A 23,486-nucleotide genomic window follows, 5' to 3' on the forward strand; every position below is an offset into this window, starting at 1 on the left:
CAGGGCGATGTTTTGAGTTTGGGCGCTTAGTTATTACTAGAAGTGTTAGGAACGCCCACTTTATTCTTTTTGTGAGCTTTCACTACTATCGTCAGATTCACCGTCGTCTTCATCACTATCTTTACGGGTTCTGTTATCGCCCAAGAAAAACTCATAATAGAGATCTAAGGCAAACTCAGATTGGTCTTCCAGTGTGGTTTGAATAGCTTCCAAATATAAACGTGGGAGAAGCTGATACTTTACCGCCAGGTCAGGCGGTAGTTGTCTGCGTCTAAGCGTGCTATTGGCGTCGTTGTTGCTTAGTCCTACATCCACATTGTAAACCACAGATAATCTCTCGTTAATCTGCCCTCTTACGGACAGTAAGTCTTCGTTAGTGCTTAAACTAATATCATCAATACCCAGCGCGCTTCCTACCTGCCCTGTCAGGGTTTTGGTGTTGGATAAGCCAAAGCCTACCAGCAGCGCAGTATAGTTAGGATCTTGTGTACCTGAGTTTGGCCCTGAACCTGTGAGGAGGTATGACAGTACGCCCTGCTGATCCATTGCAGGCTCAGAGAACAGGTTAATACTTGGCGAGTCAGCCGCGCCATCAATTCGGATACCTGCAATTACGTCGTCATCGGTTTTAACTGGGTCGCGAATGGCTTCAACCAGCAACAGGGGTTGGTCGATAGGGCCGTTAAATTGTACTTCACCGGTTTGAATAATTAGCTGTTGTCCGTAAGCATTGTAACGGCCATTTAAAATTTGAAGGTCACCATAGCCCACGAGTGCAGGTTGGGTGTTCACGCGAATGCCACCATATAAACTTGCGGTAAGACCAAACGCTTCAAGTTTTACTTCTTCGGTTTTGTTTTTGTCGATATTGACTAATACCGAAGCATGCACGATATCTAGCGGTTCTTCTCTTTCGGGTTCGCCTCGAAGGTGTACGTCTTTTGACGGTGAAACAGCACTTTCAGGAAGCGACTCTATTTCAATTCTCGCCCAAGGAATATTCACCTCGCCACTCACGTCCACTTTTTCTTTTGTTGCGGCGACATCAATATTCGGTGATACCTTAAGGCGGATATTTGGCTGACGAATTTCGAATCGGTTTCCTTTTAAATTGAATGTCGCGCTGGGGTTGGTTGACCAGTCCAAATTGCCTTTCAACGCCCCTTTACCACCACCCAGCAAGAAGGTGCCGTCTAGCGCTGCGGTTTGGCCGTTAAGCGTTACTTTTTGATTCCAATCGGCCAGTGTCACAGGTGTATCTTGAACATCGATAGCGCCGTTTGAAATCGTCAACTCACCGTTAAGCGTAGGGTCGTCAATGTAGCCACTTAACGATATGTTACCGTTCAATTTCCCAGTAAGGGTCCTGATAGCCGGGGAAAGGGGTTTGAATGGTGCAACATTAAGCCCTTGCATCTCTAGCTTTCCGTCAAGTGGGATACGCGAGTCGAAAGGACGGGTATTTAACGTTAATGTCGCATCTCCCACATCTTGGCTAGAAATGACGGACGTTGACGTTAACTGCCCCTGCTTTATTTCTCCTTTAGTTTCTATGGCGTTAATAGTCAGCGTTAGCGGCCGTGTTTCACCGAGCTGCCATGGTGCTGAACTCATCGATGCGGTAAACGTGGCATCGACGGGGTCGTTGGCTGAATAGCTACCTTTAGTTTTGACGGTAAGCGTTGCTTGTGAGGGGCTTGAAACAACAGTGGGCGCTAACTCATTCGCCCATAACCCAACGGGCAGTGACGTTGCGCTAATATCCCAGCTGGCCTTGCTTTGTTGATAATTCACGTTCGAAATACACAGCTCACCTTCTTTTCGAGACGTCCAGCAGTGCTGGCCGATTTTAGCCGTTACAGGTGCGGTGCCTATATCTACGCTAAACGGGCTTGATAGCGTCCACTGCATATTCGCGAGCTTCAATGCGGTATCGCTAATTTCTCCCACCCAGTGATCATTCGTCCAAGCGCCTTTTAGCGATAGCCCAATATCGGTGTTAGGTACGGCTAGGTCGATATCTGCGGTGTGATCGCGATAGGTACCGTTAACTTTGATTTCGCCGTTTAATGGCCCTTGCTGCGCGGCAGAGGCACTTAAATTGGGTGACACAGCGATATTTGATAGGGCAAGCGTGCCGTTAGCGCTGGGATTTTGCCAAGGACCTGTGGCCGTGATATTGCCGCTTACCGAGCCTGTCACTTCTGGGTAAAGACTTGAAATCGCATTAACATTTATTGCCATATTTGCATTCAAATGCCGCTTGTTTAGCACTTGAGCAATGGCGCGTATGGTATTTCTTTCTTGTTCATGCTCTTGAATGATATTGACGTTAGTCACAAACAAATCACTGGGACCGGCATAAACTGCGTTTCCCTTTACCTGAATCGGTTTGCCTTGAAGTACACCCGAGACAGTCATATCTCTGAGGCTCATATGCAATCCACCGCGCGCGGAGTATTGCAAAATACTGTCAATTGATCCGTTAATTTTTTCAGGCGCATAAGCGCTGAATTGTCGCCCTGACACGTTCTCAAGCGTAGTCTTACCTTCCCACGCAATACTTTCATTTAGATAAAGGGTGCCCGTGTTGGTTAACCTTCCTTCCAACGCGCCAATATTGGCTTGATTAACAAAGATGTTGTTCTTTTTAAGTACCACATCAAGCGATACCGGCACATTGCCAATATCAGGCAATGTCGCGGCTCCCGACCCTTTTAGCACGTAGTCGCCCATGGTACCGGTAAGCGTTAATTGCCCCTCTTTAAGCGTGGTATTCTCCATTGTGGGTATGGCTTGTTCTTGCCAGTTTGCGTTAAATTTTATGGGAAGGTTACTGTCTAGAATATTGGCGTCTAAATTCGCGTTTGCCGTTACCGCCCCTTCAGCAGTCACCGATAGCGTTAAATCGTCTAACGCGCCTGAGGCCGACAGACTTATTTCTTGTAACGCTTCATTTAACTTTGTTTTGGCGTTAACGAGCACTTCTAATGGATAGCTACCGTCAAGTGTGGCGCTCACCTTCCCTTTTATCTCACCCTGCTCATGTATTAACGCCATTTCTTCAACAGCAATATCACTGCCTTTAAATTGCGCTTCCAAAAGTGAGATGAGTGCAATGTGTTGTTTGCTCTCCCCTTGCATGAGTTGTAGATCTTCTACTAGAAAAGTACCGAGAGACAAAGGAATAGGTGTAGCTATAGTTGGTAGTTCAGGTACCTCATAGCTTAGTGAGTACGACGTAGGCAATGGGTTATCAGTGCTTGGTGCTTGTTGTTCGGTTGGTTGCTCTTTCTTTGAGGTAGGGTTTGGAGCAGGTTGCTCAATATTAGTATCCGATGTATTGGCCATGGCTGCGGGCGATGAGCTGGCAGCCTCACCTTGGTTTAGCAAAGCAATACGCACACCTTTCGCAGCTATGCTGTCGAGTATGAGAGCGCTATTTCCTTCAAAATCGGCCAACTCCAATTCATCAATTTCCACTGTTGTTGTAAGTAACGCGAGTTTGATATTCGTCAGCGCCAAATACCCAACATCAATAGGCAGCGGCAATGTAATCTCACCATCCGTAGGTGTGTCATCAAAAGACTCGGGGGCACTTGAAAGTTGCGTTAACGTGGCGTTTTCTAACGTAAGTTCGTTGATACACACTCTAGGCTCAAACAGACAACGCCACGTAATATCAATATAGGCGTATTGTGCAGATACCTTCCATTGCGGGTTTTCCCACTTCGCATTATGTACTTCCAAGGTGTCTGCAAACCCGCCGTCGATGGCACCAATAGAGAGGTTTTCAACAAATGTGTTGGCCAGTAACTTAGCGGTAGGCCCGCCCAAGGGGCTTATCAATAAAGCATATATGCTCACTAAAATAAGAACGGGTGAGAGTAAAATAGCCGAAAGCGTACGTTTTCTCATAGCTCAGGCCCCAGGATGATGTGAACACGCCAATCATTTCCTTCTTTAGATAGTCCTCTGGCTAGATAAACTCTAACTGCACCTATAGGCGACAGCCAGTGAATTCCTGGTCCTATACCATAAGCGAGGGAGTCGCTGATATCATCGGCAGCTTTGCCGGCGTCTAAGAACGCTGCTATTCGCCAGTTATCAGCAATCGAGTATGCGTATTCAACGCTTGATGTGGCCAAGTATTTACCACCAATAGACTCAACGTAAGACTTACCAGTCTCTGGGTTGATAAGCTCTGCTTTGGGTGATAAGTCACGAAAGCGAAACCCTCTAACGCTTTGATCTCCACCGGCGTAAAACCGCAGTGATGCGGGTACATCATCAAAGGAATTTGTTTTAATGGCGCCTAGTTCCCCGCGTAGAGTTATTCTGTGTTTATTGTTGTATGTACGAATGAACATAGCCTCAACTACCGTTTTGACATAGTCGATGTCTGAGCCGAAACCTTCTTTTCCGTATTGCGCTAGCACTTGAAAATAGTTGCCGTTACTTATATTCAACTCACTGTCTTTTTTGCTATAGGTTAGTGAGTAGCCTGGTAATACGAGCGATGTGGTATTAGTTTCAAGCTCACCTTGGTCGTAAGTCTCTCTAAGGTAAGTGAGTGAATAATCCTGTTGCCAAGGCGATCCATCCTGTTGCCAATATCGATGTGCAGACAAAGACAGGGTTTCACTCTCAAAGGAGATATTGCTGTATTCAATAAATTGGTAACCCGCCTCGATACTGGCGTAATCCCGCGTAATGTTTCTCATCGGTATACGATAGTCGGCGGTAACCGACTGTTCAGGTGCTGAAATAAAAATATCCGATGAGACAGAGTGCCCCTCACTGTTAACCCAAGGACGTTCCCATCCTAGGCGAACCCGTGGTCCCGTGTCAGTGGCTGCGCCAACTGAGACATTAAATGCGTCGGTGGGTCTGTGAAGTAACGATACTTCTACTGGTACTAGCAAACCCTCAGCCTCACTCACAACTGGGCGGGCAATCACCCGAGTAAAATATCCAGACTGATTAAGACTTCTGTTGAAGTCGGCAAGTGTTGCAGAAGAGTACGCATCGCCACTTTTAAACGGCTTTAGCCGCTCAATGATGGCTCTCGCCTTGTCATCGCCTATAAACTTAAGTTCGCCGAATTGATATTGTGGACCGCTTTGGGCAATCAAAAGCACGTTCGCTTGTTTTTCGTCACGCACTAGGTCGAGACGCGTCGCCTGCCAAAAATAATCAAAATAACCATTAGATAAGGCGTAGTTAAACATGGACGACTTAAACGACTCGTAAATAGTTTGGTTTAACACGTCGCCTTCTTTAAGCTTTAGCGAATTGAATCGCGCTCTGAACGCTTTGTCTTCACGTCCTGCACCTATAATTTCGCGAGTGACTTTATTGATGGTGAGTGGCGCATTCAAAGTAACATTGACCGTTACTTTATCGCTTTCATCGATGCTCACCTTGGTCTCGCTGTTGTAATAACCGAAGGGTTGAACAGCCGTCGCTACGGTTCCACCCACTTCATCTTGCCAGTAAGGGTCAGTGAGCAGCGCTTTTTCTACATCTAAGTTATTCAAATGTAAGCGAATATTATTACGCAGTTTGTCGTCCTCTACCCCTTGGATATTATAGGTAATGGGTGCTTGAGCATAAACGAACGGTACCACGGTGCACACAACAATATAAACTAGGCCACAGGTTAAAGCGGAGGTAGATTTGTTTACTCTCGATATGAATTGTCGGAAACATTGGTCTTGCAAATTGGCAAGCCTACTCCAAATTGAAGGCATGAAAAGGCTAAATCCTTAAGGTAACGCTGGGCTAAGACGTATACCGCTAAATGGTAAAGTCCATGTAATGTACGTAATTAATAATACCACAATTGTAATTTGTATCCCCAAAGTACGACGAGAGATCAAATAATTGCGCTAATACCACAAACACCGACCATCGCAACGTGATAAAGCACGCTTTTCTGTACAATACCCTTTTAATTTGTATACTCGATGTTCGTTTTTCTTCGAAGCCAGCGCTTTAACGAAGTTCCATTAAAACTAAAAAAGAACAAGGGAATGTTATGTTTTACAAAAAGGCACGTTTACCTACCTCAATAATCGCCCTATTTTTGCTGATGATGCCTTTCTTGTTATCGGGCGCAGAGTCTATTGAGAGAGAACCGACTTACGAAACCTTCAGTTCTTTGCCTACTTACTGGACTCCGTCACTTTCACCCGATGGCTCAAAAATCGCTTTTGTTCAAAACGTTGAGCAAGAAGAAGCCTTTGCCATGCTCGCAACGTATGACTTGAAAAAGGGTGAAAAGCACTATTTGCTGCGCTCGGACAATGAGCGCGTAAAAATAAACTGGTACAACTGGGTGAACAATGAGCGGCTAGTGGTTAGCGCTCGCTACGAAACACTCCGTGGCACCACAAAAGTTCACGATACACGCTTGCTGAGCATTAAATTTGACGGTGAAGGCGGCGTGTTCAATATGGTTGATTGGGAGCGAATTAAGCATCGAGCAGGTAACCCTAATCATATTCCTCAGTTTCACGATGACGTCATAGACTGGCTACCTGATGATCCTGACCATATTTTAATTGCGTTAGACGTAGAAGTTTTAGGTCTACCCTCGGTATATAAAGTCAATGTAAATAATGGAAGCCTAAGTCGAATTCTACGTGGTAAAAAAGGTATTAGAGACTGGCTTACTGACCAACAAAATAATGTTCGTATCGGTATTTCACTCAATTATGACAATGGCGAACGCGAGGTTTTCTTAAAAGAAGGTGACGAATGGCGTACCTTGTTCGCTTACAACACTATGACGGAAAAAGGTGAGTATCCTGTTGGTTTCGCAAAAGACCCTAATATCCTCTATTTCAAAGGCTACAAAGGCGACTATCGCGCGCTCTATACCCTAAATCTTAAAACTAACGAGCGACAAGAGGTGTATGCCGATGAAGGGTATGACGTAAACGGCAGTCTTATTTACTCGCCGGTTACACGAGATGCCATCGGAGTGCGTCACAATGGACGTTATTATTGGGATGAGCGTTATGTTGCCTTACAAAGTGGAATTGATAATGGTCTTCCCGATTACGACAATACATTGGTGAGTTTTAGCGACGATGAACAGACCTATATTGTTTACTCTGAATCTGACGTATTGCCTGGTGTTTTTTTATTAGGTGACCGCAAGGAAGGCACACTTAACGTGCTATTTCAGCAATACAGTCAAATAGACTCTACGCAATTATCAGAACATAAACTGATTGAGTATGAAGCCAGGGATGGTATCAAGATTGAAGCCTATTTAACCCTACCAAAAGGTGATGGACCTTTCCCTACTATTATTCACCCCCACGGCGGACCGGGGGCTCGAGACTTCAGTGGGTTCGACTACTGGACTGCATACTTCACCTCGAAAGGCTACGCTGTGTTGAGGCCAAACTTTAGAGGCTCAAGAGGTTATGGTTATAGTTTTGCGCAAAGCCAAATGAAAGGATGGGGCCTGGCTATGCAAGACGATATTACCGACGCTGCTGGTTGGATGGTAGAAAAGGGGTACGCAGAGAAAGATAATATGTGTATCGTTGGCGCAAGCTACGGTGGATATGCGGCTTTAATGGCGACGGTTAAAACACCTGACTTATTTAAATGCGCAGTGAGTTTTGCCGGTGTGAGTTCGCTTAAGCATGTCGTTATCCACTCTCGCCGCTTCCTAAATAATGAATTCGTTAAAAATCAATTTGGCGATGACGACGATGACTTGGAAGCACGCTCACCCTATTACAACGCCAAAGGTATTAAAACCCCTATTTTGTTGGTCCATGGAGAAGAGGATCGCATTGTACCGCCTCTCCATAGTCGCTACATGGCTGATGAGTTAGAGGATTACGGTAAAGCCTTTAAGTATGTTGAGTTGGAAAGTGGCGATCATCACCTTTCTATACAGAGAAATCGCCATCTCTTTTTTAAGGAAATGGATGCATTTTTAGACAAATACTTAGCGCCCGCTGGTGCTGACTCCGCAAAGGCAACGGTGGCCTCTGATTCCTAATGGCAACCGGTAAATTCGCCAATAATTAAGATGAGATGGGCGAGGTTTGGCGGCTTTTTAACCAAAGTTGAGATATAATGTCAAGGCGCGACGCTTTATCGTGCCTTTTTGATTTCCCTCACTTAATTTCATATTCGAGACTTTATGCCCCAAACATCAAACGGCGTATCTGAAGATACGGCAGTTGTGCAAAAGCCAGCTCTTGGCCTTGTTGAATTTGTTGCTCTTATGGCCACGATGACATCGCTGGTCGCACTTAGCATCGATGCGATGCTGCCCGCACTCATTCAAATTGGTGAGTCGTTAAATGTTGCAGAAGCACACCATACCCATTTGATTGTAACTGTATTCTTTTTAGGTATGGCTTTCGGGCAAATGTTTTTTGGCCCCTTCTCTGACAGCCGAGGCCGTCGCCTGACTATTTTAGTTGGGCTATGTATTTTTGCTCTAGGTACCTTTGTATGTATGCTGGCTACCAACTTGGAAACAATGCTGGTGGGACGTGTTATTCAGGCGTTTGGAGTATCGGGGCCTCGTATTGCGTCCATGGCAATTATCCGCGATTTATATGTCGGTGATGCTATGGCAAAGGTCATGTCGTTTATCATGATGGTGTTTATACTCGTGCCTATGTTGGCGCCTATTATTGGCCAAACCGTGATGGAGCTATCCTCTTGGTTCCATATTTTCACCCTGTTCCTCGTTGTTGCCACTATGGCGGGGATTTGGTTTTTTTCCCGCCAAGGAGAAACGTTGCCAAGAGCTCGTCGCAAAAAGTTCTCGTGGGCACGCTTTTTTGCCTCTTCAAAGTATATTCTGACAAACCCTGCCGTGATGGGCTACACCTTTGCCATGGGCTGCATTTTTGGCGCATTTTTAGCGTATTTAAGTGCCTCTCAAACCATATTTACCGTGTTTTACAACGTTGGAGAGTGGTTTCCCTATATCTTTGCAACCCTGGCTTTTTCCATCGGGCTAGCCTCCTACTTTAATGGAAAAATGGTTATGCGGTTTGGTATGCGCAAGCTTTGTCGCTTTGCGTTTAAGGGCGTGAATGGGTTTGCTGTAGTGTATTTAACATTATTGTTTGTATACGACGGGCTGCCACCGTTAATTCCTACTGTCGCCGTAATGTTCATTGGTTTTTTCTTTGTAGGTATTTTGTTTGGAAACTTAAATGCCATGGCAATGCAGCCGCTCGGAGAAATGGCCGGTTTAGGCGCTGCTATAATTGGCTGTTTTTCGAGTTTGTTTTCAGTACCCGTGGCGCTTGTTGTGGATAGTTTTTTAAATGGAAATTTAATGCCTATTGGCTGGGGATTTTTAATCTTTTTTGCTTTGGCTTATGGGTCTGTGCGCTATGCCGAGCGCGCACGCGAAGCGGTTGCTTAGAATATACCGCAATGCGGTCATAAAAAAGCCCGACCAAAATGGTCGGGCAAGAGGGCTTAGTTAAGCACCTAACGACAGAAACTGTCCTAACCTCTGTTTTTACACAACTATAGCTTTCATGTCAGTCATGTAGCCACGTAAGGTCTTACCTACTGATTCCACACCGTGTGAACGGATGGCTTCGTTAATTTCAACAAGGCGTTTGTTCTCTACTTGATTAGAAGTAACATTCAAACCCTTACCGATAACGCTGGTATCAATGGTAGGCATAAACTTCTCGCGCAAAATCGGAATTGCTGCATTGGCAAACAAATAGTTTCCATATTCTGCTGTGTCTGAAATAACCACGTTCATTTCATACAAACGCTTACGCGCAATTGTGTTAGAAATAAGCGGTGTTTCATGCAGTGATTCATAGTACGCAGACTCAGGTAGAATGCCGGCTTCAACCATTACGTCAAACGCAACTTCAACACCACACTTGATCATGGCAACCAGTAAGATGCCGTGGTCAAAGAATTCTTGTTCACTGATTTCACCTTCATAAGCCGGTGCGTTTTCAAACGCGGTTTCACCGGTTTCTTCACGCCACTTAAGTAGGTTAGCATCGCCATTTGCCCAGTCTTCCATCATAGTGCGAGAGAACTCACCGCTGATGATGTCGTCTTGGTGCTTTTCAAATAGCGGACGTAGTAAATCAGTTAACTGCTCAGAAAGCTCAAACGCTTTCACTTTCGCAGGGTTTGATAGACGGTCCATCATGTGAGTAACGCCGCCAATCTTCAGTGCTTCAGTGATGGCTTCTAAGCCGTACTGAATAAGTGCACCTGCGTAGCCTGGGTCGATACCATCATCAACCATTTTTTCAAACGCAAGTACCGCTGCAACCTGTTGCATACCACATAAGATGGTTTGCTCACCCATAAGGTCAGATTTAACTTCAGCCACAAAAGATGACTCAAGTACACCTGCGCGGTCACCGCCTGTTGCACTTGCGAGTGCTTTGGCTTGTTCCCAACCTTTTCCTTCAGGGTCGTTCTCTGGGTGCACGGCAATAAGTGTTGGAACACCGAAGCCACGCTTATATTCTTCACGTACTTCAGAACCTGGGCTTTTCGGTGCACACATAATTACTGTGATATCGCTACGAATTTGCTGGCCTTCTTCAACAATATTGAAACCGTGAGAGTAACCTAACGTTGCACCTTCTTTCATAAGCGGCATAACGGCTTCTACTACGCTAGCGTGCTGCTTGTCAGGCGTAAGGTTATAAACCACATCTGCTTCTGGAATGAGCTGTTGGTATGTACCAACGGTAAATCCGTTACTGGTTGCGCGCTTGTATGAGTCGCGTTGCTCATCAATAGCCGCTTGACGCAGCGCATAAGAAACATCTAACCCTGAATCACGCATATTCAGGCCTTGGTTAAGGCCCTGCGCGCCGCAGCCTACAATGACAATTTTCTTGCCTTTTAAGAACTGACAACCGTCAGCGAATTCTTCGCGTGCCATGAAACGGCAGCGGCCAAGCTGATCTAACTGCTGGCGAAGTGACAGGGTGTTGAAATAATTAGCCATAAAAATTTCCGAACAACATTCATTTTTGTCAATATCAAACACCGACCTTGGCGCTGACAGACCTCGTCTATGACGACTTGGTAGTGAGACTAAAAGATTTCTTTTGTTTTGGAAAATGATATATTTGCAAGATAATATTGCAAAAAGTGAAATGTTTATGGATTTTCGCAGTTTACAACTCTTTAATCACCTCGCGACCAGCCTGCATTTTGGTGTTACTGCCGAGGCCATGTATGTATCGCCCTCTACGTTAAGCCGTGTTATTCAACGCCTTGAAGACGAGTTAGGCTGCACCTTGTTTAAACGTGATAACCGCAAGGTCGCGCTTACTCACAGTGGGCATAAGTTGCTGTCGTTTTCAAAGCAAGCCTTAAAAGATTGGCAGCAATTAAAGGTAGATTTAAAAGCAGATAGCGATGCATTACAGGGGGAACTCAGCGTATTTTGCTCGGTAACGGCCAGTCAAAGCCACTTGCCCGCGATGCTTAGGCAATTTAGGCAACAGCATCCGGGCGTGGATATACGGCTAATTACGGGCGATCCAGCCCTTGCAATTGAAAAAGTAAAAGGCAAGCAGTGCGACTTATCTATTGCTATTTACACCCCAGATATGCCGACAGATTTGTATTTCACTGCCCTTGATAATGTGCCTTTGGTGCTCATTGCTCCAAGAGAATGGCGACTCACTCAACTGAGCCAGTTAGACTGGACAAAGCATCAAGTGATAATGCCTGAAACCGGGCCAACGCGGCGCACGGCTTATCACTGGTTTGCCGAGCACGGTATTCGCCCCAATGTCTATGCCTATGTCGGTGGCAACGAGGCCATCGTGAGCATGGTGGCTCTTGAATGTGGTGTGGGATTTGTGCCAAAAGTGGTACTCGATCATTCCAGCATGGCCGGTGCGGTAACGCAAATACCAGTGGCAGATATTGAGCCTTATGCCCTTGGTTTATGTTGCTTGCAAGACAAGCAAAACGACCCCCTTATTAACGCGTTTATGCAGCTAAACTTGCAATCTCGTGCGTAATTGTAAGGCAAAAGCAGTACTCAACTAGTGCTCAACTGCTTAATGAGGTTATCAAGGGCGCGATAACCTAATGCTTCTGCCATATGTGCTCGTGATACCGCTTGCTCATTTTCAAGATCGGCAATCGTTCTGGCAACTTTTAGTGTGCGGTGAAATACTCGCATGGATAAATTGAGTTGTTTAGCGGCCGCTTGTAGAAACCGTAAGTCGGCGTCATCAAGCAAGCAAATATCCGCCAGCTCACCGGCATGCAGCGCACCATTGGGCTTTCCTTGCCGTTTTTCTTGTTTGTATCTTGCTTCAATAACCCGCTCTCGCGTTGCGTGTAACGAGTCGTTAGGCCTATTGGCGCGCTCTGGCAGGTCGTAGTCAGGAAGTCGAGGTACTTCTACCTGTATATCTATTCTATCAAGTAGCGGGCCCGACAATCGGTTTAAGTAGTTAAGCTGTTGCTGTGGCGTCAACCGATTATCATCAATATCTCCTGTCGGACTCGGGTTCATCGCCGCCACTAACTGAAAGTTGGCTGGGTATGTGGCGCTTCCTGATGCTCGAGATAAATGCACGTCACCGGTTTCGAGTGGTTCGCGCAACACATCCAGTGCTTTTCGTCCAAATTCCGGCAGTTCATCTAAAAACAGAATGCCGTTGTGAGCCAGCGATATTTCACCCGGTACTGGGTGAGATCCGCCTCCAGTTAATGCTACGGCAGAACTGGTGTGGTGGGGTGAGCGTAAATGGCGGGTTAAGAATCGTTCTGCATGCAATTTTTCACCTTTGACTGAATGAATAGCAGCAACTTCGAGGGCTTCTTCTTCGCTCATATCAGGTAATAGCGACAACATACGGCTTGCTAATAAGCTTTTTCCCGTACCGGGCGGCCCTACCATCAAGAGATTATGTGCGCCACTTGCTGCAATAATGAGTGCCCGTTTAGCTTGCTCTTGGCCAATAATGTCGTCCCATCCCGTAAGCGTGGTACTGGGTGACTGTGAGACAAACGGCTTGCCCTTCGCGAGCTTCTTGTTCCCAGTAAGATGCTCATAAACTGACAGTAAATCAAAGGCGGGAAAGCGTGTTGCATGGGAGACGAGCGCGGCTTCAATATCATTGTCACCAGGGTACACCAACGCTATATCTTCGTTAGCGGCCGCCATTACCACAGGAATAAGGCCGTTAACGGGCTTGATTTCCCCATTCAAAGCAAGCTCGCCGACAAACGCGATGTTTAATAAGCTGGTATCTGAAATATAGCCCGACGCTGCCAAAATACCTACGGCGATCGGAAGGTCGAATCGCCCGCCGAATTTGGGAATATCAGCAGGTGCTAAATTAACGGTTATTCGTTTGGCGGGAAATTCAAAGCCGCTGTTGATAAGCGCACTTCGCACCCGTTCTCGGGCTTCTTTCACACTGGTTTCTGCCATGCCGACCAGTTGAAATGCGGGTAATCCGTTAGCAAGATGAATTTCCACACTCACCTCTGGCGCTGATACACCTTGGCCAGCAAACGTTTTAACGACAGCCATACCCATAATGTAGCCCACTCCTTTCTCTACACTGCCAATTTTCACGGTATTGAATATAAAAAAGTAGAGGCGCAGCCAGAGAATTCTGCTGTCGCCCAAGTGCAAAACTGTAATGAGAGTGGAACGAGGATGTAACTGTACTAACGACCGGATTTACTTAGGCTGCTCACAGCGCATAGTGGGTGGTTACTATGCGCTGCGCGGTCTCATATGAATCAGTGATGGTCGTTGTAGAAAACAGGCAGCTGCCAGTGCCAACGCATAGCGCCGAGTCTAAACAATACCGTTGTAATAAGCGCAGCGATCCCGCACCACTGTGTAGCGAGTTCGAATTGCAGTCCAATACCATACACAATGCCCCCTGCGATACAGGTCATCGCGTAGAGCTCGCCGTTTAGAACCAGCGGAACTTCGCGACAAATAACGTCTCGTAACAACCCCCCGAAAACGCCAGTAATGGTTCCCATGGCCACAGCTACGGCCATGCCAGTGTCGTTCGCCAAGGCTTTTTCTATCCCTACCACATTAAACAATGCTAAGCCGAACGCATCGGCAATAAGTAGATAGTGGAAAGGAAATCTTGGGCTTATTCTTAGCCATATTATGGGAATAAAGGCGGCGATAAGCGTGGTGTATAAGTAATCGGTATCGGCAATCCAAAATACGGGTACATCCAACATCACATCTCGCAGCGTTCCGCCGCCAATGGCCGTCGCACTGGCGAGGACCACCACGCCAAAACCGTCCATACGCTTTTGATAGGCCATGAGGGTGCCGGAAATTGCGCAAACGGCAACGCCCGCAAGGTTCAGCCAATGAAACCAATCAAACATGTCTACTACCCTTTAGTGCTCACTATTTCTGCCGCAAAAAACTTGATCAAACCGTACATTTCATGCTATTTCTTTGCCTAATATCGATTCGCCGTTTTGTCGCGTATTGAGAGCAGAGACAAAGCCATAGTCTCTGAAGAACAACATTTCATTTTTATAATGCCAACGGAAAGCGGCGTTGTAAGTCAAATATATCATATAAAACAAAGCGCTACTGATATGTTTAAAGCGGGGCTTTGTTGCCCTTCGCTTGAACGACTCTAGATGATTTAGTACATCATCAGTATGACATGCAATGTCGAGTAAAACAGCGCGTATTGAAAATAAGCCACAGCATGACTGGTTTACCACTGTTTTTTAAGTTTCACAAAAAGGTCTTGTACCTACAATAAACGGGAAGGATTTATGCCCAAGTTACGTTCTGCAACTACCACTCAAGGTAGAAATATGGCCGGCGCTCGTGCGCTATGGCGTGCAACTGGAATGAAAGACTCTGATTTTGGAAAGCCTATTATTGCCATTGCAAACTCATTCACGCAGTTTGTACCAGGGCATGTTCATCTTAAAGACCTCGGCCAGCTGGTGGCGCGCAGTGTTGAAGAAGCGGGTGGCGTAGCAAAAGAGTTCAATACCATTGCTGTAGACGATGGTATCGCTATGGGCCACAGCGGGATGCTATATAGCCTACCTTCCCGCGAAATCATCGCCGATGCAGTGGAATATATGGTTAACGCACACTGCGCTGACGCTATCGTGTGTATTTCTAACTGTGACAAGATCACGCCCGGAATGTTAATGGCATCAATGCGTCTTAATGTGCCGGTTATTTTTGTATCGGGCGGCCCCATGGAAGCGGGTAAAACTAAGCTTTCAGATCAGATTATTAAGTTAGATCTGGTCGATGCCATGGTGGCTGCAGCAGACGATAAAGTTAGCGATGCGGACACCGATGAAATCGAACGTTCGGCCTGCCCTACCTGTGGCTCGTGTTCAGGTATGTTTACCGCCAACTCTATGAACTGTTTAACCGAAGCGCTCGGTCTATCACTGCCGGGCAACGGCTCAATGCTTGCGACTCACGCTGACCGTGAAGGCCTATTTAAACAAGCAGGTAAGCAAATAGTTGAGCTATGTAAGCGTTACTACGGTGACGATGATGAAAGTGTTTTGCCACGCAATATTGCAAACTTCAAAGCCTTTGAAAATGCCATGAGCCTAGATATCGCAATGGGCGGCTCAACGAATACTATTTTGCATTTACTTGCGGCGGCGATGGAAGGTGAAGTGCCTTTTACGATGGCAGATATCGATAGATTGTCTCGCAAAGTGCCGCATTTATGTAAGGTGGCGCCTTCTACGCCTAAGTATCACATGGAAGACGTGCACCGAGCCGGTGGTGTATTGGGTATTTTGAACGAGCTCAACAAGGCAGGCTTACTAAATACTGATGTTAATCACGTTTTGGGTAAATCGCTACCCGATGTTATTAGCGAATGGGATATCACCAACCCTGAAAATAAAGAGGCAATCACGTTTTATCGTGCGGGCCCCGCGGGTATTCGAACGACTAAAGCGTTCAGTCAGGATTGCCGCTGGGATACAGTCGATGACGACCGTGAAAATGGCTGTATTCGCGCTATCGAGCATGCATTTAGTCAAGAAGGTGGTCTTGCTGTACTTTACGGCAATTTGGCTGAAGATGGCTGCATTGTAAAAACAGCAGGTGTGGATGAGTCTATCTTAACATTCAACGGCACGGCCCGTATTTACGAAAGTCAAGATGATGCCGTGGCAGGTATTTTGGGTGGCGAAGTTAAAGCCGGTGACGTGGTGTTTATTCGCTACGAGGGCCCCCGTGGTGGGCCGGGTATGCAAGAGATGCTTTATCCCACATCGTACTTAAAATCAAAAGGGTTAGGTAAGCACTGTGCCTTGGTTACCGACGGTCGTTTCAGTGGCGGTACCAGCGGTTTGTCTATTGGACACTGCTCACCAGAAGCCGCGAGCGGCGGTGGCATTGGGCTTGTTGAGAATGGCGATAAAATTGAAATCGACATTCCAAATAGAAGCATCAATATCGCCATCAGCGACGAAGAACTTGCCGAGCGTCGTGCGAAGATGGAAGCGAGCGATAAGCCATGGAAACCTAAAGATCGCGTGCGCGAAGTGTCGACTTCCCTCAAAACCTTTGCAGCGCTTGCAACCAGTGCCGATAAAGGTGCGGTTCGCGATGTGAGTAAGCTGGAAGGTTTGTAATGGTAGGTGAGCACGTAAGCGACCACGAATATCTAAAGAAGATCTTACTGGCCCCGGTTTACGATGTAGCGGTAGCCAGTGAGCTTTCTTATATGTCATTGCTTTCAGCCGAGCTGGGTAATGATATTTTTCTCAAACGTGAAGATCAGCAGCCGGTTAAAAGTTTTAAGCTGCGCGGTGCGTATAATCGCATTTGCTCGCTGAGCGATGAACAATTGCAAGCCGGAGTGATCGGTGCCTCGGCGGGGAACCACGCTCAAGGCTTGGCGTACAGCGCAAAAATGAAAGGAATTCAGGCTACAATCGTTATGCCTGAAACCACGCCTGACATTAAAGTCGACGCAGTGCGTCGATTTGGCGGTGAAAATGTCAATGTTGTTTTGCACGGTACCAGCTTTGACCAAGCGAGTAACCACGCGAAAGCGCTCTGTGAAACACACGGCTATACCTTTGTGCCGCCCTTTGACGACCCTGATGTGATTGCCGGTCAAGGAACGGTTGCACGGGAGCTGTTAGAGCAAAATCCCAACCTGGATATATTGTTTATCGCCGTTGGCGGCGGTGGACTGGCGGCAGGTATTGCTGTGTATTTGAAACAGCTAAAACCCAGCATAAAGATTGTGGCGGTGGAGTCTGAAGAGTCAGCCTGCTTCATTAAGGCCAAAGCACAAGGCGAACCTACAGAGCTTGAAAGCGTAGGTATCTTCGCTGATGGCGTAGCCGTAAAAATTATGGGGCAAGAAACCTTTCGCCTGTGTAACCGTTTAATTGATGAAACGATTACCGTAAGCAATGATGAAATTTGCGGTGCGATCAAAGATATCTTTGATGACACTCGCGTTATTGCAGAACCCGCGGGCGCCCTTTCAGTGGCGGCAATTCGCAAATACGCCAAGCAGCACGACCTTAAAGGGAAAAAGCTGGGCGGTATTTTATGCGGAGCGAACATCAACTTTCACACTCTGCGCTACGTATCTGAACGCTGTGAGTTAGGTGAACAGAAAGAAGCCGTATTTGCGGTTAAAATTCCTGAAACCAAAGGCGCATTTAAACAGTTTTGCGAATGTGTTGGGGCGAAAGCCATCACCGAATTCAACTATCGCTATGCCAGCGAAAGTGAAGCACATATCTTTGTTGGTGTGAAGCTTAAAGGCGGTCAACAGGAGTTCGCTGCACTACAAAATGACCTTGAGAGTAAGGGTTATGATTGCGTGAACTTAAGCGATAACGAGCTGGCAAAATTACATGTGCGTCATATGGTGGGCGGACGTCCTCCTACCTTATTGAACGAGCAGGTGTTCAGCTTTGAGTTCCCGGAGCGTCCGGGAGCGCTATTAAATTTCTTAAATACGTTAGGCGAGCAGTGGAATATAACGTTGTTCCATTACCGCAACCATGGTGCAGCGGAAGGTCTTGTGTTGGCAGGGTTTGATATAGCACCTGAAAGCCGAGACGACTTTAATCAGCACGTTATCGAATTGGGATATAAAGTAGAAGAAGTCACAGATAACCCAGCTTATCGCTTTTTCTTGTCGCAAACAGCCTAAACACAATGCCAAGCAAATGTACTTGGCATGACATGTTATCGCTTTGCATTGTTTCGCGTTAAGCCGAGGCTTACCGGGGAGCGATGCAAAGCGCCCCCCATTGAAAATGCAGTGTTTTTCATTCTGTGAGCAAAAAATTACAAGCAATTATCTATGCGGACTGGTATTAAATGAAAAACCCCCAAAAGTAAGACATGCCGACGAGTGGGGGTTAATATTATCGAGTATGTAAATGGACGCTTGCGGTATAAAGCCTTACTCACTTGCCCCATTTAACGCGACGTTTTCTAAGTGCTGCATCATTTCTGGCCATATGAGCGCCATTACGTCTTGGCGAAGGGCCTCGCACTCTTCTGAGTACTTGAGGCTGCCATCTTTTTCAGAATCTAGCCAATGATTTTCCTTCAGGGCCCCAATGAAACTCGATAGCACGTTTTTGTCATAAAACTCTGGCGAGCTTAGCCCGTAAAGGACTGACAGACGCTCTGCCACTTGTTTGCTTTCTCTTTCTAGCACTCCTCGACTTATCACCTTCTCTTTTTCAAGGATGGTCAGTACCACGGCATAACGTTGTAATGTTTCCTGCATACAGCGACTCAACAGCCATGCTGAGTGGAATTGCTTACAGTGTGCATCAGGCGGAAGAAGCTCTCCGTCTTTTTGACGTAAAAGGCCGTTATTTAACAACGCAGTGATGAGGGCATCGGTATGAGCAAGGGCTTCATCTTGTGTAAGGTGCAAAAACAGTTCTTTTTGCAGCAAGGGATAAAGTGCCGCGATTAGCTGCAGTATCTCATTTTTGCTCACGCCTTTTTTGGCGAAAACAGACGCCATAATCAGGCCCGGAATAGCAAATAAATGCAAAATATTGTTTCGATAATACGTAAGGTAGACCGCTGATTGAGGCTGAGGGCTAATTAATTTCCCATAGTCATCTTCTTTTATATCAAAGCGACCAAGTTTAATCGTATCACGCAGCAGTTCTTCAGCCGTTGATTCCGGGATGGTTGCGTCTTCACTGAATGGCACCGCTTTAAACAAATCCATAAAGTCACCTATGGCTTGTTTTAGCTCAGATTCACTCATGGTCTGTGTTTTTGACGACAGCAAACACAGCGAGGTTAATGCCATACCATTTAACGCTGCCGCACGGTTTATGCGCGTCATTACATTATTGGCGAGTTCATTTACCGCAGGCGTTAACCATGCAGGCTTCTTCTCTGGCTCAGCATCTCGACAATCGCGCCAGTTCGGTACGTGAGTTTCAAGAAATTGGTTAAGCGCGATGGGCTCACCAAAGTTTACATACCCATGGCCGTAATTTTTAAGCTTGCGAATGGCAGAGAACACCTGAAGGTTAGACTCTTTTTTCTTCTTAGAGCCTTTAAGCTCGTTCAGATAGCTCTTCACTTCCATTACATTTTCATAACCGATGTAAACAGGCACGATACTTACCGGGCGATTAACCCCTTTTAGCATGGCTTGAATGGTCATGGCTAACATACCTGTTTTGGGTGGAATTAGGCGTCCGGTTCGGCTGCGGCCACCTTCAGGATAGTATTTTACTGAATAACCTTTGTTAAATAAGAGTTCTAAATATTCTCTGAATACCGCTGTATACAATTTGTTTCCAGCAAAACTGCGGCGTAGGAAGAACGCACCACCACGGCGGAACACTTTACCAATAGGCCAAAAGTTAAGGTTGATACCGGCAGCGATGTGCGGCGTTACCATACCCTCGTGATAAATTACGTAAGTTAGCAACAGATAATCCATGTGACTTCGGTGACAAGGCACATAGATAATTTCGTGACCGTTTGCGGCAAGTTCGCGAATACGGTCCGCATGACCTACGCTAATCCCGTTGTATATTTTGTTCCAAATGCGCGTTAACAATCTATCGCCAAACCTGATGAGTCCTTCTCGATAATCGGCGGCTATTTCCGTAATGTAACTTTGCGCCCTTTCTTTGGCTTTTTCGTGAGATACTTTTTTGCTTCTCGATTCTTCAGCAATGGCGCGGCGCACGGCATCAGAACCCAATACGCTGTTATTAAGTTCTTGGCGTTCTAGCAGTGTAGGGCCAGTCATACTCTGACGCTTTCTCTGGAAGTGAGTACTTGCTACGCGTACAAGCTTGTGTGCAATACTTTGATCGCTTCCGTGCTGGTTCGACATGGCCCGTGCTGATACGGCTTTTGAATAATTGATAAAATTGTCGCGGCCGAGAAACAGTACAATAAACAGCTTGCGAAGCCAGCTTGGCGCTGCGGCTTCAGTGATCAAATCGCCCAAGCCAGGGTTCCCCCGACCCGGGGCTCTTCCCCACGTTACATAGACAGGTACAACCTGTAAATCTAGGTTTTCGTGGTCTCTGTGCAAGTGAAAAAGATCGGTGAAGACTTCTTCTATGCCTGTATCTTTTGCTGATGATCGAAAAATTGGTTGAGTTTTCCGCAGAAACAGCGTCGACGAATATTCCCGCCCAGCTAATGTGAGGGTTTCTGTTGGGCTAGGTAAACCTAACGCTTTAGTCGACATCCTCAGTGCAAGTTGGTCTGTTACTGAGTTGGTGGGAAGCAGATAAACAATAGGTTTACTCTTATCTATCCCAAGTTCGGTTTCAACGTTGACCGGTATGCTATGGGCTTTAACCAGTAACTTAACAGGATAATGAAATACCGACAGAAGGGCTTTTCGCATCCACGACATGAATTCTGTAGTCCTATGAAATAAAAACAGATGAAGTGTAACATAATCGCCTTACGATCTCGCGATATGCCATTATCACCGCTGTAATTGCTTTAATGACTTGATCTTACCTCACAAGTTCAAAAACTTGTTGTCCTTTTGTTCAGCAAGCGTTGTTAAATGTCTTACGCATACCTTCTTGTTACACATGATATACAGTATTTTGTTGCGATACCCATATACAGTTACTACTTTCTATATAGGTAAAAATTTATGAGTTAGCTATTGTGGACGATCAAACCCGTTTAAAAACCATTGATGACTTCATGCTTAATACTGAATTGCCATTGGATTTAGACGACTTAATGGTGATTTTAGCAGAAGCATATCGCGTACCCATTGCTCTTATCGGTATTGTAGGGCAGTACGAAGAAACCTTTAAAGCTCGATATGGCACAGATCTAAGCCGTATTAATCGTGAGGATGCTTTTTGTGGTCACGTGGTAGACAATCAAACACCCCTCGTTGTGAAAAATGCAAAAGAAGACCCTCGTTTCGCCAATAATCCTTTAGTGACTGGTGAACCTCATATTTGTTTTTATGCGGGTACGCCCATAGAGATAAATAATCAAGTTGTTGGCGCAGTCTGCCTTATCGATACTGAGCCGAGAGAAATAGATGAGAAGCGTTTGAGGCTATTAGAAAGAGTGGGGGCATTAGTCAGTCAACACATCACTCTTTCCAGAGAGCATGAAGCTCTCAAACGGGAGCATGGTTTAATAGAAAAATCTCCAATTGTGCTGGCGACATGGCGGTATGATACATCGCTAAAATTAGTTCATATCTCAAAAAATAGTGAACGAGTGTTGGGTATTTCTGCCAATGATTTGCTTAGCGGTTCTGTAGAATTTAGTGATGTCATAACACAAGAAGCGGAAAACGCATTTACCTTTGCTATGCAGGCGCACATGGAGGGAGTTGAATCTCACTCCTGCCGTTTACAAATAACAACGCCAAGCAGAACGATTTGGGTAAGCATGATTTCGACGGCGAATTTTCGCGAAGATGGCGCATTGTATTCTGTGCAGGCGTTTCTGTTTGATACTAGCGATCAAAAATACGTAGAAGATAAGCTTAATAAGACAAATCAACGCATGCGTTTATTACTGGAAGCGTCGGAGCTTGGTACCTGGGATTGGAACCTAGCCGCAGATATCAACCAGGTCAATAAGCGGTGGTGCGATATCGTTGGCATTGAATATGAGTATTACGACACCAGTTCGCGTTTTTTTCGACAGCTTATTCACCCCGCAGATTACGTCCATGTTGAAAAAAAGCTTCATGACCATTTAAAAGGCCACACAAGTGTTTTTAATACTACATTCCGCATGAAGCATACCAATGAATCATGGGTGTGGGTGGAAAGCTATGGGAAAACCGTTGAAACAGATGAAAGCGGTAAGCCAATTCGTATAGCAGGTATTCATCGTGATATCACCGATAGGATGGAGCGAGAACTTCACGAGAAAAAAAAGACGCAGTTACTTCAGTTTATTAATAAAACTCGGGCATCATACCTTGAAAGTAATGATTTAACGTTAGCGAGCCAGACGGTACTGCCTGAGTTAATCGATATATCCGACAGTCAGTTTGCATTTATAGGTCAAATGAAAGGCACGGGTGAATCGTCAAGGCTCTTCATACATGCTATATCCGAGATAGTATGGGATAGCAGTAGCTTTACTCAATATGCTGAGTACAAAAAGCGAAACTTGTATTTCAGTAGTTTCGACAATCTTTTCGGCACAACAATTGTGACGGGTGAAGTGACGATCAGCAATGTATCAGGAAGCCATCCCAATTCCAAAGGCGTACCCAAAGGTCACCCGCGCATAAGCCGATTTTTAGGCTTGCCCATCAAAATTAAAGAGAGAGTGGTAGGTATGATTGGCTTAGCAAATAAGTTTGATGCTTATACTGTGCAAGATGCTCAATTTTTGCAGCCATTATTAGATGCACTTGCTGGGTTGTTCTATGCAGTTGAACTAGAAGAGGCTAGAGCGATTGCTGAAGAGAAGCTGCGTTTTTTAGCAATGACCGACTCTTTGACGGGGTTGTATAATCGGCGCGCGTTTTTAGATGAGTGTAGTACCGTATCACAACGGCACGGATGCGCATGTATCGCCCTTATTGATGTAGATTATTTCAAGATGGTAAACGACACTTATGGGCATGACGCTGGCGATCAAGCACTGATTATGATTGCAGATAAAATTGCTAAGCATAATCTTGCGCCAAGCGTGGTTGCGCGACTTGGTGGGGAGGAGTTTGCAGTCGTGGTTTTTGGAGAAACTAAAGACGAAATCAATGTGCATTTAGAGGCACTCCGCGTCGCAGTTGAGGAAAGTGCGCTCACTTATGGAAAGGATGTAATAAATCTAACAATCAGCATTGGCGCTGCATTTATTGAAGATACTTTCGGTGCAGACTTTAGTGTACTTTTATCTGAAGCTGATAAGTCTTTGTATTTGGCAAAAGAAGACGGAAGAAATAAGGTGGTTTGGGTAAACTAGGACCGAAAGTCTAGAAGTGCTTGTTATT

12 protein-coding genes are annotated in these 23,486 nt (G+C 45.8%); 6 read left to right on the forward strand and 6 right to left on the reverse strand.

The window, feature by feature from the left end; genetic code table 11:
* Window positions 1–60: 60 nt before the first annotated feature.
* Together GVO63_RS16395 and GVO63_RS16400 are read right to left on the reverse strand one after the other, a co-directional pair.
* Window positions 61–3,918: a translocation/assembly module TamB domain-containing protein gene (locus GVO63_RS16395; protein ID WP_159581316.1), complete on the reverse strand. Its 3,858-nt coding sequence runs from the start codon at window positions 3,916–3,918 to the stop codon at window positions 61–63.
* Entirely contained in the window at window positions 3,915–5,753 is a 1,839-nt protein-coding gene (locus GVO63_RS16400) for an autotransporter assembly complex family protein (protein WP_159581318.1), read from the reverse strand. Before GVO63_RS16400 ends, GVO63_RS16395 begins: the two co-directional genes overlap by 4 nt.
* Window positions 5,754–6,040: 287 nt before the next feature.
* On the opposite strand from GVO63_RS16400, the gene GVO63_RS16405 reads away from it, so the two are divergent.
* Window positions 6,041–8,029 (forward strand): S9 family peptidase, encoded by a 1,989-nt coding sequence (locus tag GVO63_RS16405; protein ID WP_159581320.1) that lies wholly within the window; start codon window positions 6,041–6,043, stop codon window positions 8,027–8,029.
* Between the two features lie 144 nt (window positions 8,030–8,173).
* Window positions 8,174–9,421, forward strand: a complete 1,248-nt coding sequence (locus GVO63_RS16410) for a multidrug effflux MFS transporter (protein WP_201281921.1) — start codon at window positions 8,174–8,176, stop codon at window positions 9,419–9,421.
* A 99-nt stretch (window positions 9,422–9,520) separates the two neighbouring features.
* Here the strand turns inward: GVO63_RS16410 and ilvC are convergent, their stop codons facing one another.
* A complete protein-coding gene (gene ilvC, locus GVO63_RS16415; RefSeq protein WP_159581322.1) occupies window positions 9,521–10,999 on the reverse strand; it encodes a ketol-acid reductoisomerase in 1,479 nt (492 codons plus the stop codon).
* A 157-nt stretch (window positions 11,000–11,156) separates the two neighbouring features.
* Between ilvC and ilvY the strand changes: the two genes are divergently transcribed.
* Entirely contained in the window at window positions 11,157–12,029 is an 873-nt protein-coding gene (ilvY, locus tag GVO63_RS16420) for an HTH-type transcriptional activator IlvY (RefSeq protein WP_159491891.1), read from the forward strand.
* Window positions 12,030–12,049: 20 nt separating this feature from the next.
* Here ilvY and GVO63_RS16425 read toward each other — a convergent pair whose 3' ends face one another.
* A complete protein-coding gene (locus GVO63_RS16425; RefSeq protein WP_268891656.1) occupies window positions 12,050–13,576 on the reverse strand; it encodes a YifB family Mg chelatase-like AAA ATPase in 1,527 nt (508 codons plus the stop codon).
* Window positions 13,577–13,773: 197 nt separating this feature from the next.
* Complete coding sequence (locus GVO63_RS16430; protein ID WP_159491770.1) at window positions 13,774–14,391, reverse strand: trimeric intracellular cation channel family protein; 618 nt, start codon at window positions 14,389–14,391, stop codon at window positions 13,774–13,776.
* Window positions 14,392–14,796: 405 nt separating this feature from the next.
* Between GVO63_RS16430 and ilvD the strand changes: the two genes are divergently transcribed.
* Together ilvD and ilvA are read left to right on the forward strand one after the other, a co-directional pair.
* Window positions 14,797–16,647, forward strand: a complete 1,851-nt coding sequence (gene ilvD, locus GVO63_RS16435) for a dihydroxy-acid dehydratase (RefSeq protein ID WP_159581324.1) — start codon at window positions 14,797–14,799, stop codon at window positions 16,645–16,647.
* Complete coding sequence (gene ilvA, locus GVO63_RS16440; protein WP_159491766.1) at window positions 16,647–18,194, forward strand: threonine ammonia-lyase, biosynthetic; 1,548 nt, start codon at window positions 16,647–16,649, stop codon at window positions 18,192–18,194. The genes ilvD and ilvA overlap by 1 nt, the downstream gene beginning before the upstream one ends.
* Before the next feature lie 255 nt (window positions 18,195–18,449).
* Here the strand turns inward: ilvA and plsB are convergent, their stop codons facing one another.
* Window positions 18,450–20,906, reverse strand: a complete 2,457-nt coding sequence (gene plsB, locus GVO63_RS16445) for a glycerol-3-phosphate 1-O-acyltransferase PlsB (protein WP_159491764.1) — start codon at window positions 20,904–20,906, stop codon at window positions 18,450–18,452.
* A gap of 266 nt (window positions 20,907–21,172) precedes the next feature.
* On the opposite strand from plsB, the gene GVO63_RS16450 reads away from it, so the two are divergent.
* Window positions 21,173–23,458 carry a diguanylate cyclase gene (locus tag GVO63_RS16450; RefSeq protein WP_159491762.1) on the forward strand — a complete coding sequence of 762 codons (2,286 nt, stop codon included), beginning with the start codon at window positions 21,173–21,175 and terminating at the stop codon, window positions 23,456–23,458.
* The last annotated feature ends 28 nt before the right edge of the window (window positions 23,459–23,486 follow it).

It is taken from the genome of Alteromonas sp. KUL106, assembly GCF_009811415.1.
GTDB lineage: Bacteria > Pseudomonadota > Gammaproteobacteria > Enterobacterales > Alteromonadaceae > Alteromonas.

Excerpts from the sequence above, each read along its gene's own strand:
- ilvA (WP_159491766.1), top strand. The coding sequence starts at position 16,647 with ATGGTAGGTGAGCACGTAAGCGACCACGAATATCTAAAGAAGATCTTA.
- plsB (WP_159491764.1), bottom strand. The coding sequence starts at position 20,906 with ATGTCGTGGATGCGAAAAGCCCTTCTGTCGGTATTTCATTATCCTGTT.
- ilvC (WP_159581322.1), bottom strand. The coding sequence starts at position 10,999 with ATGGCTAATTATTTCAACACCCTGTCACTTCGCCAGCAGTTAGATCAG.
- GVO63_RS16405 (WP_159581320.1), top strand. The coding sequence starts at position 6,041 with ATGTTTTACAAAAAGGCACGTTTACCTACCTCAATAATCGCCCTATTT.
- ilvD (WP_159581324.1), top strand. The coding sequence starts at position 14,797 with ATGCCCAAGTTACGTTCTGCAACTACCACTCAAGGTAGAAATATGGCC.
- GVO63_RS16395 (WP_159581316.1), bottom strand. The coding sequence starts at position 3,918 with ATGAGAAAACGTACGCTTTCGGCTATTTTACTCTCACCCGTTCTTATT.
- GVO63_RS16430 (WP_159491770.1), bottom strand. The coding sequence starts at position 14,391 with ATGTTTGATTGGTTTCATTGGCTGAACCTTGCGGGCGTTGCCGTTTGC.
- GVO63_RS16400 (WP_159581318.1), bottom strand. The coding sequence starts at position 5,753 with ATGCCTTCAATTTGGAGTAGGCTTGCCAATTTGCAAGACCAATGTTTC.
- ilvY (WP_159491891.1), top strand. The coding sequence starts at position 11,157 with ATGGATTTTCGCAGTTTACAACTCTTTAATCACCTCGCGACCAGCCTG.
- GVO63_RS16410 (WP_201281921.1), top strand. The coding sequence starts at position 8,174 with ATGCCCCAAACATCAAACGGCGTATCTGAAGATACGGCAGTTGTGCAA.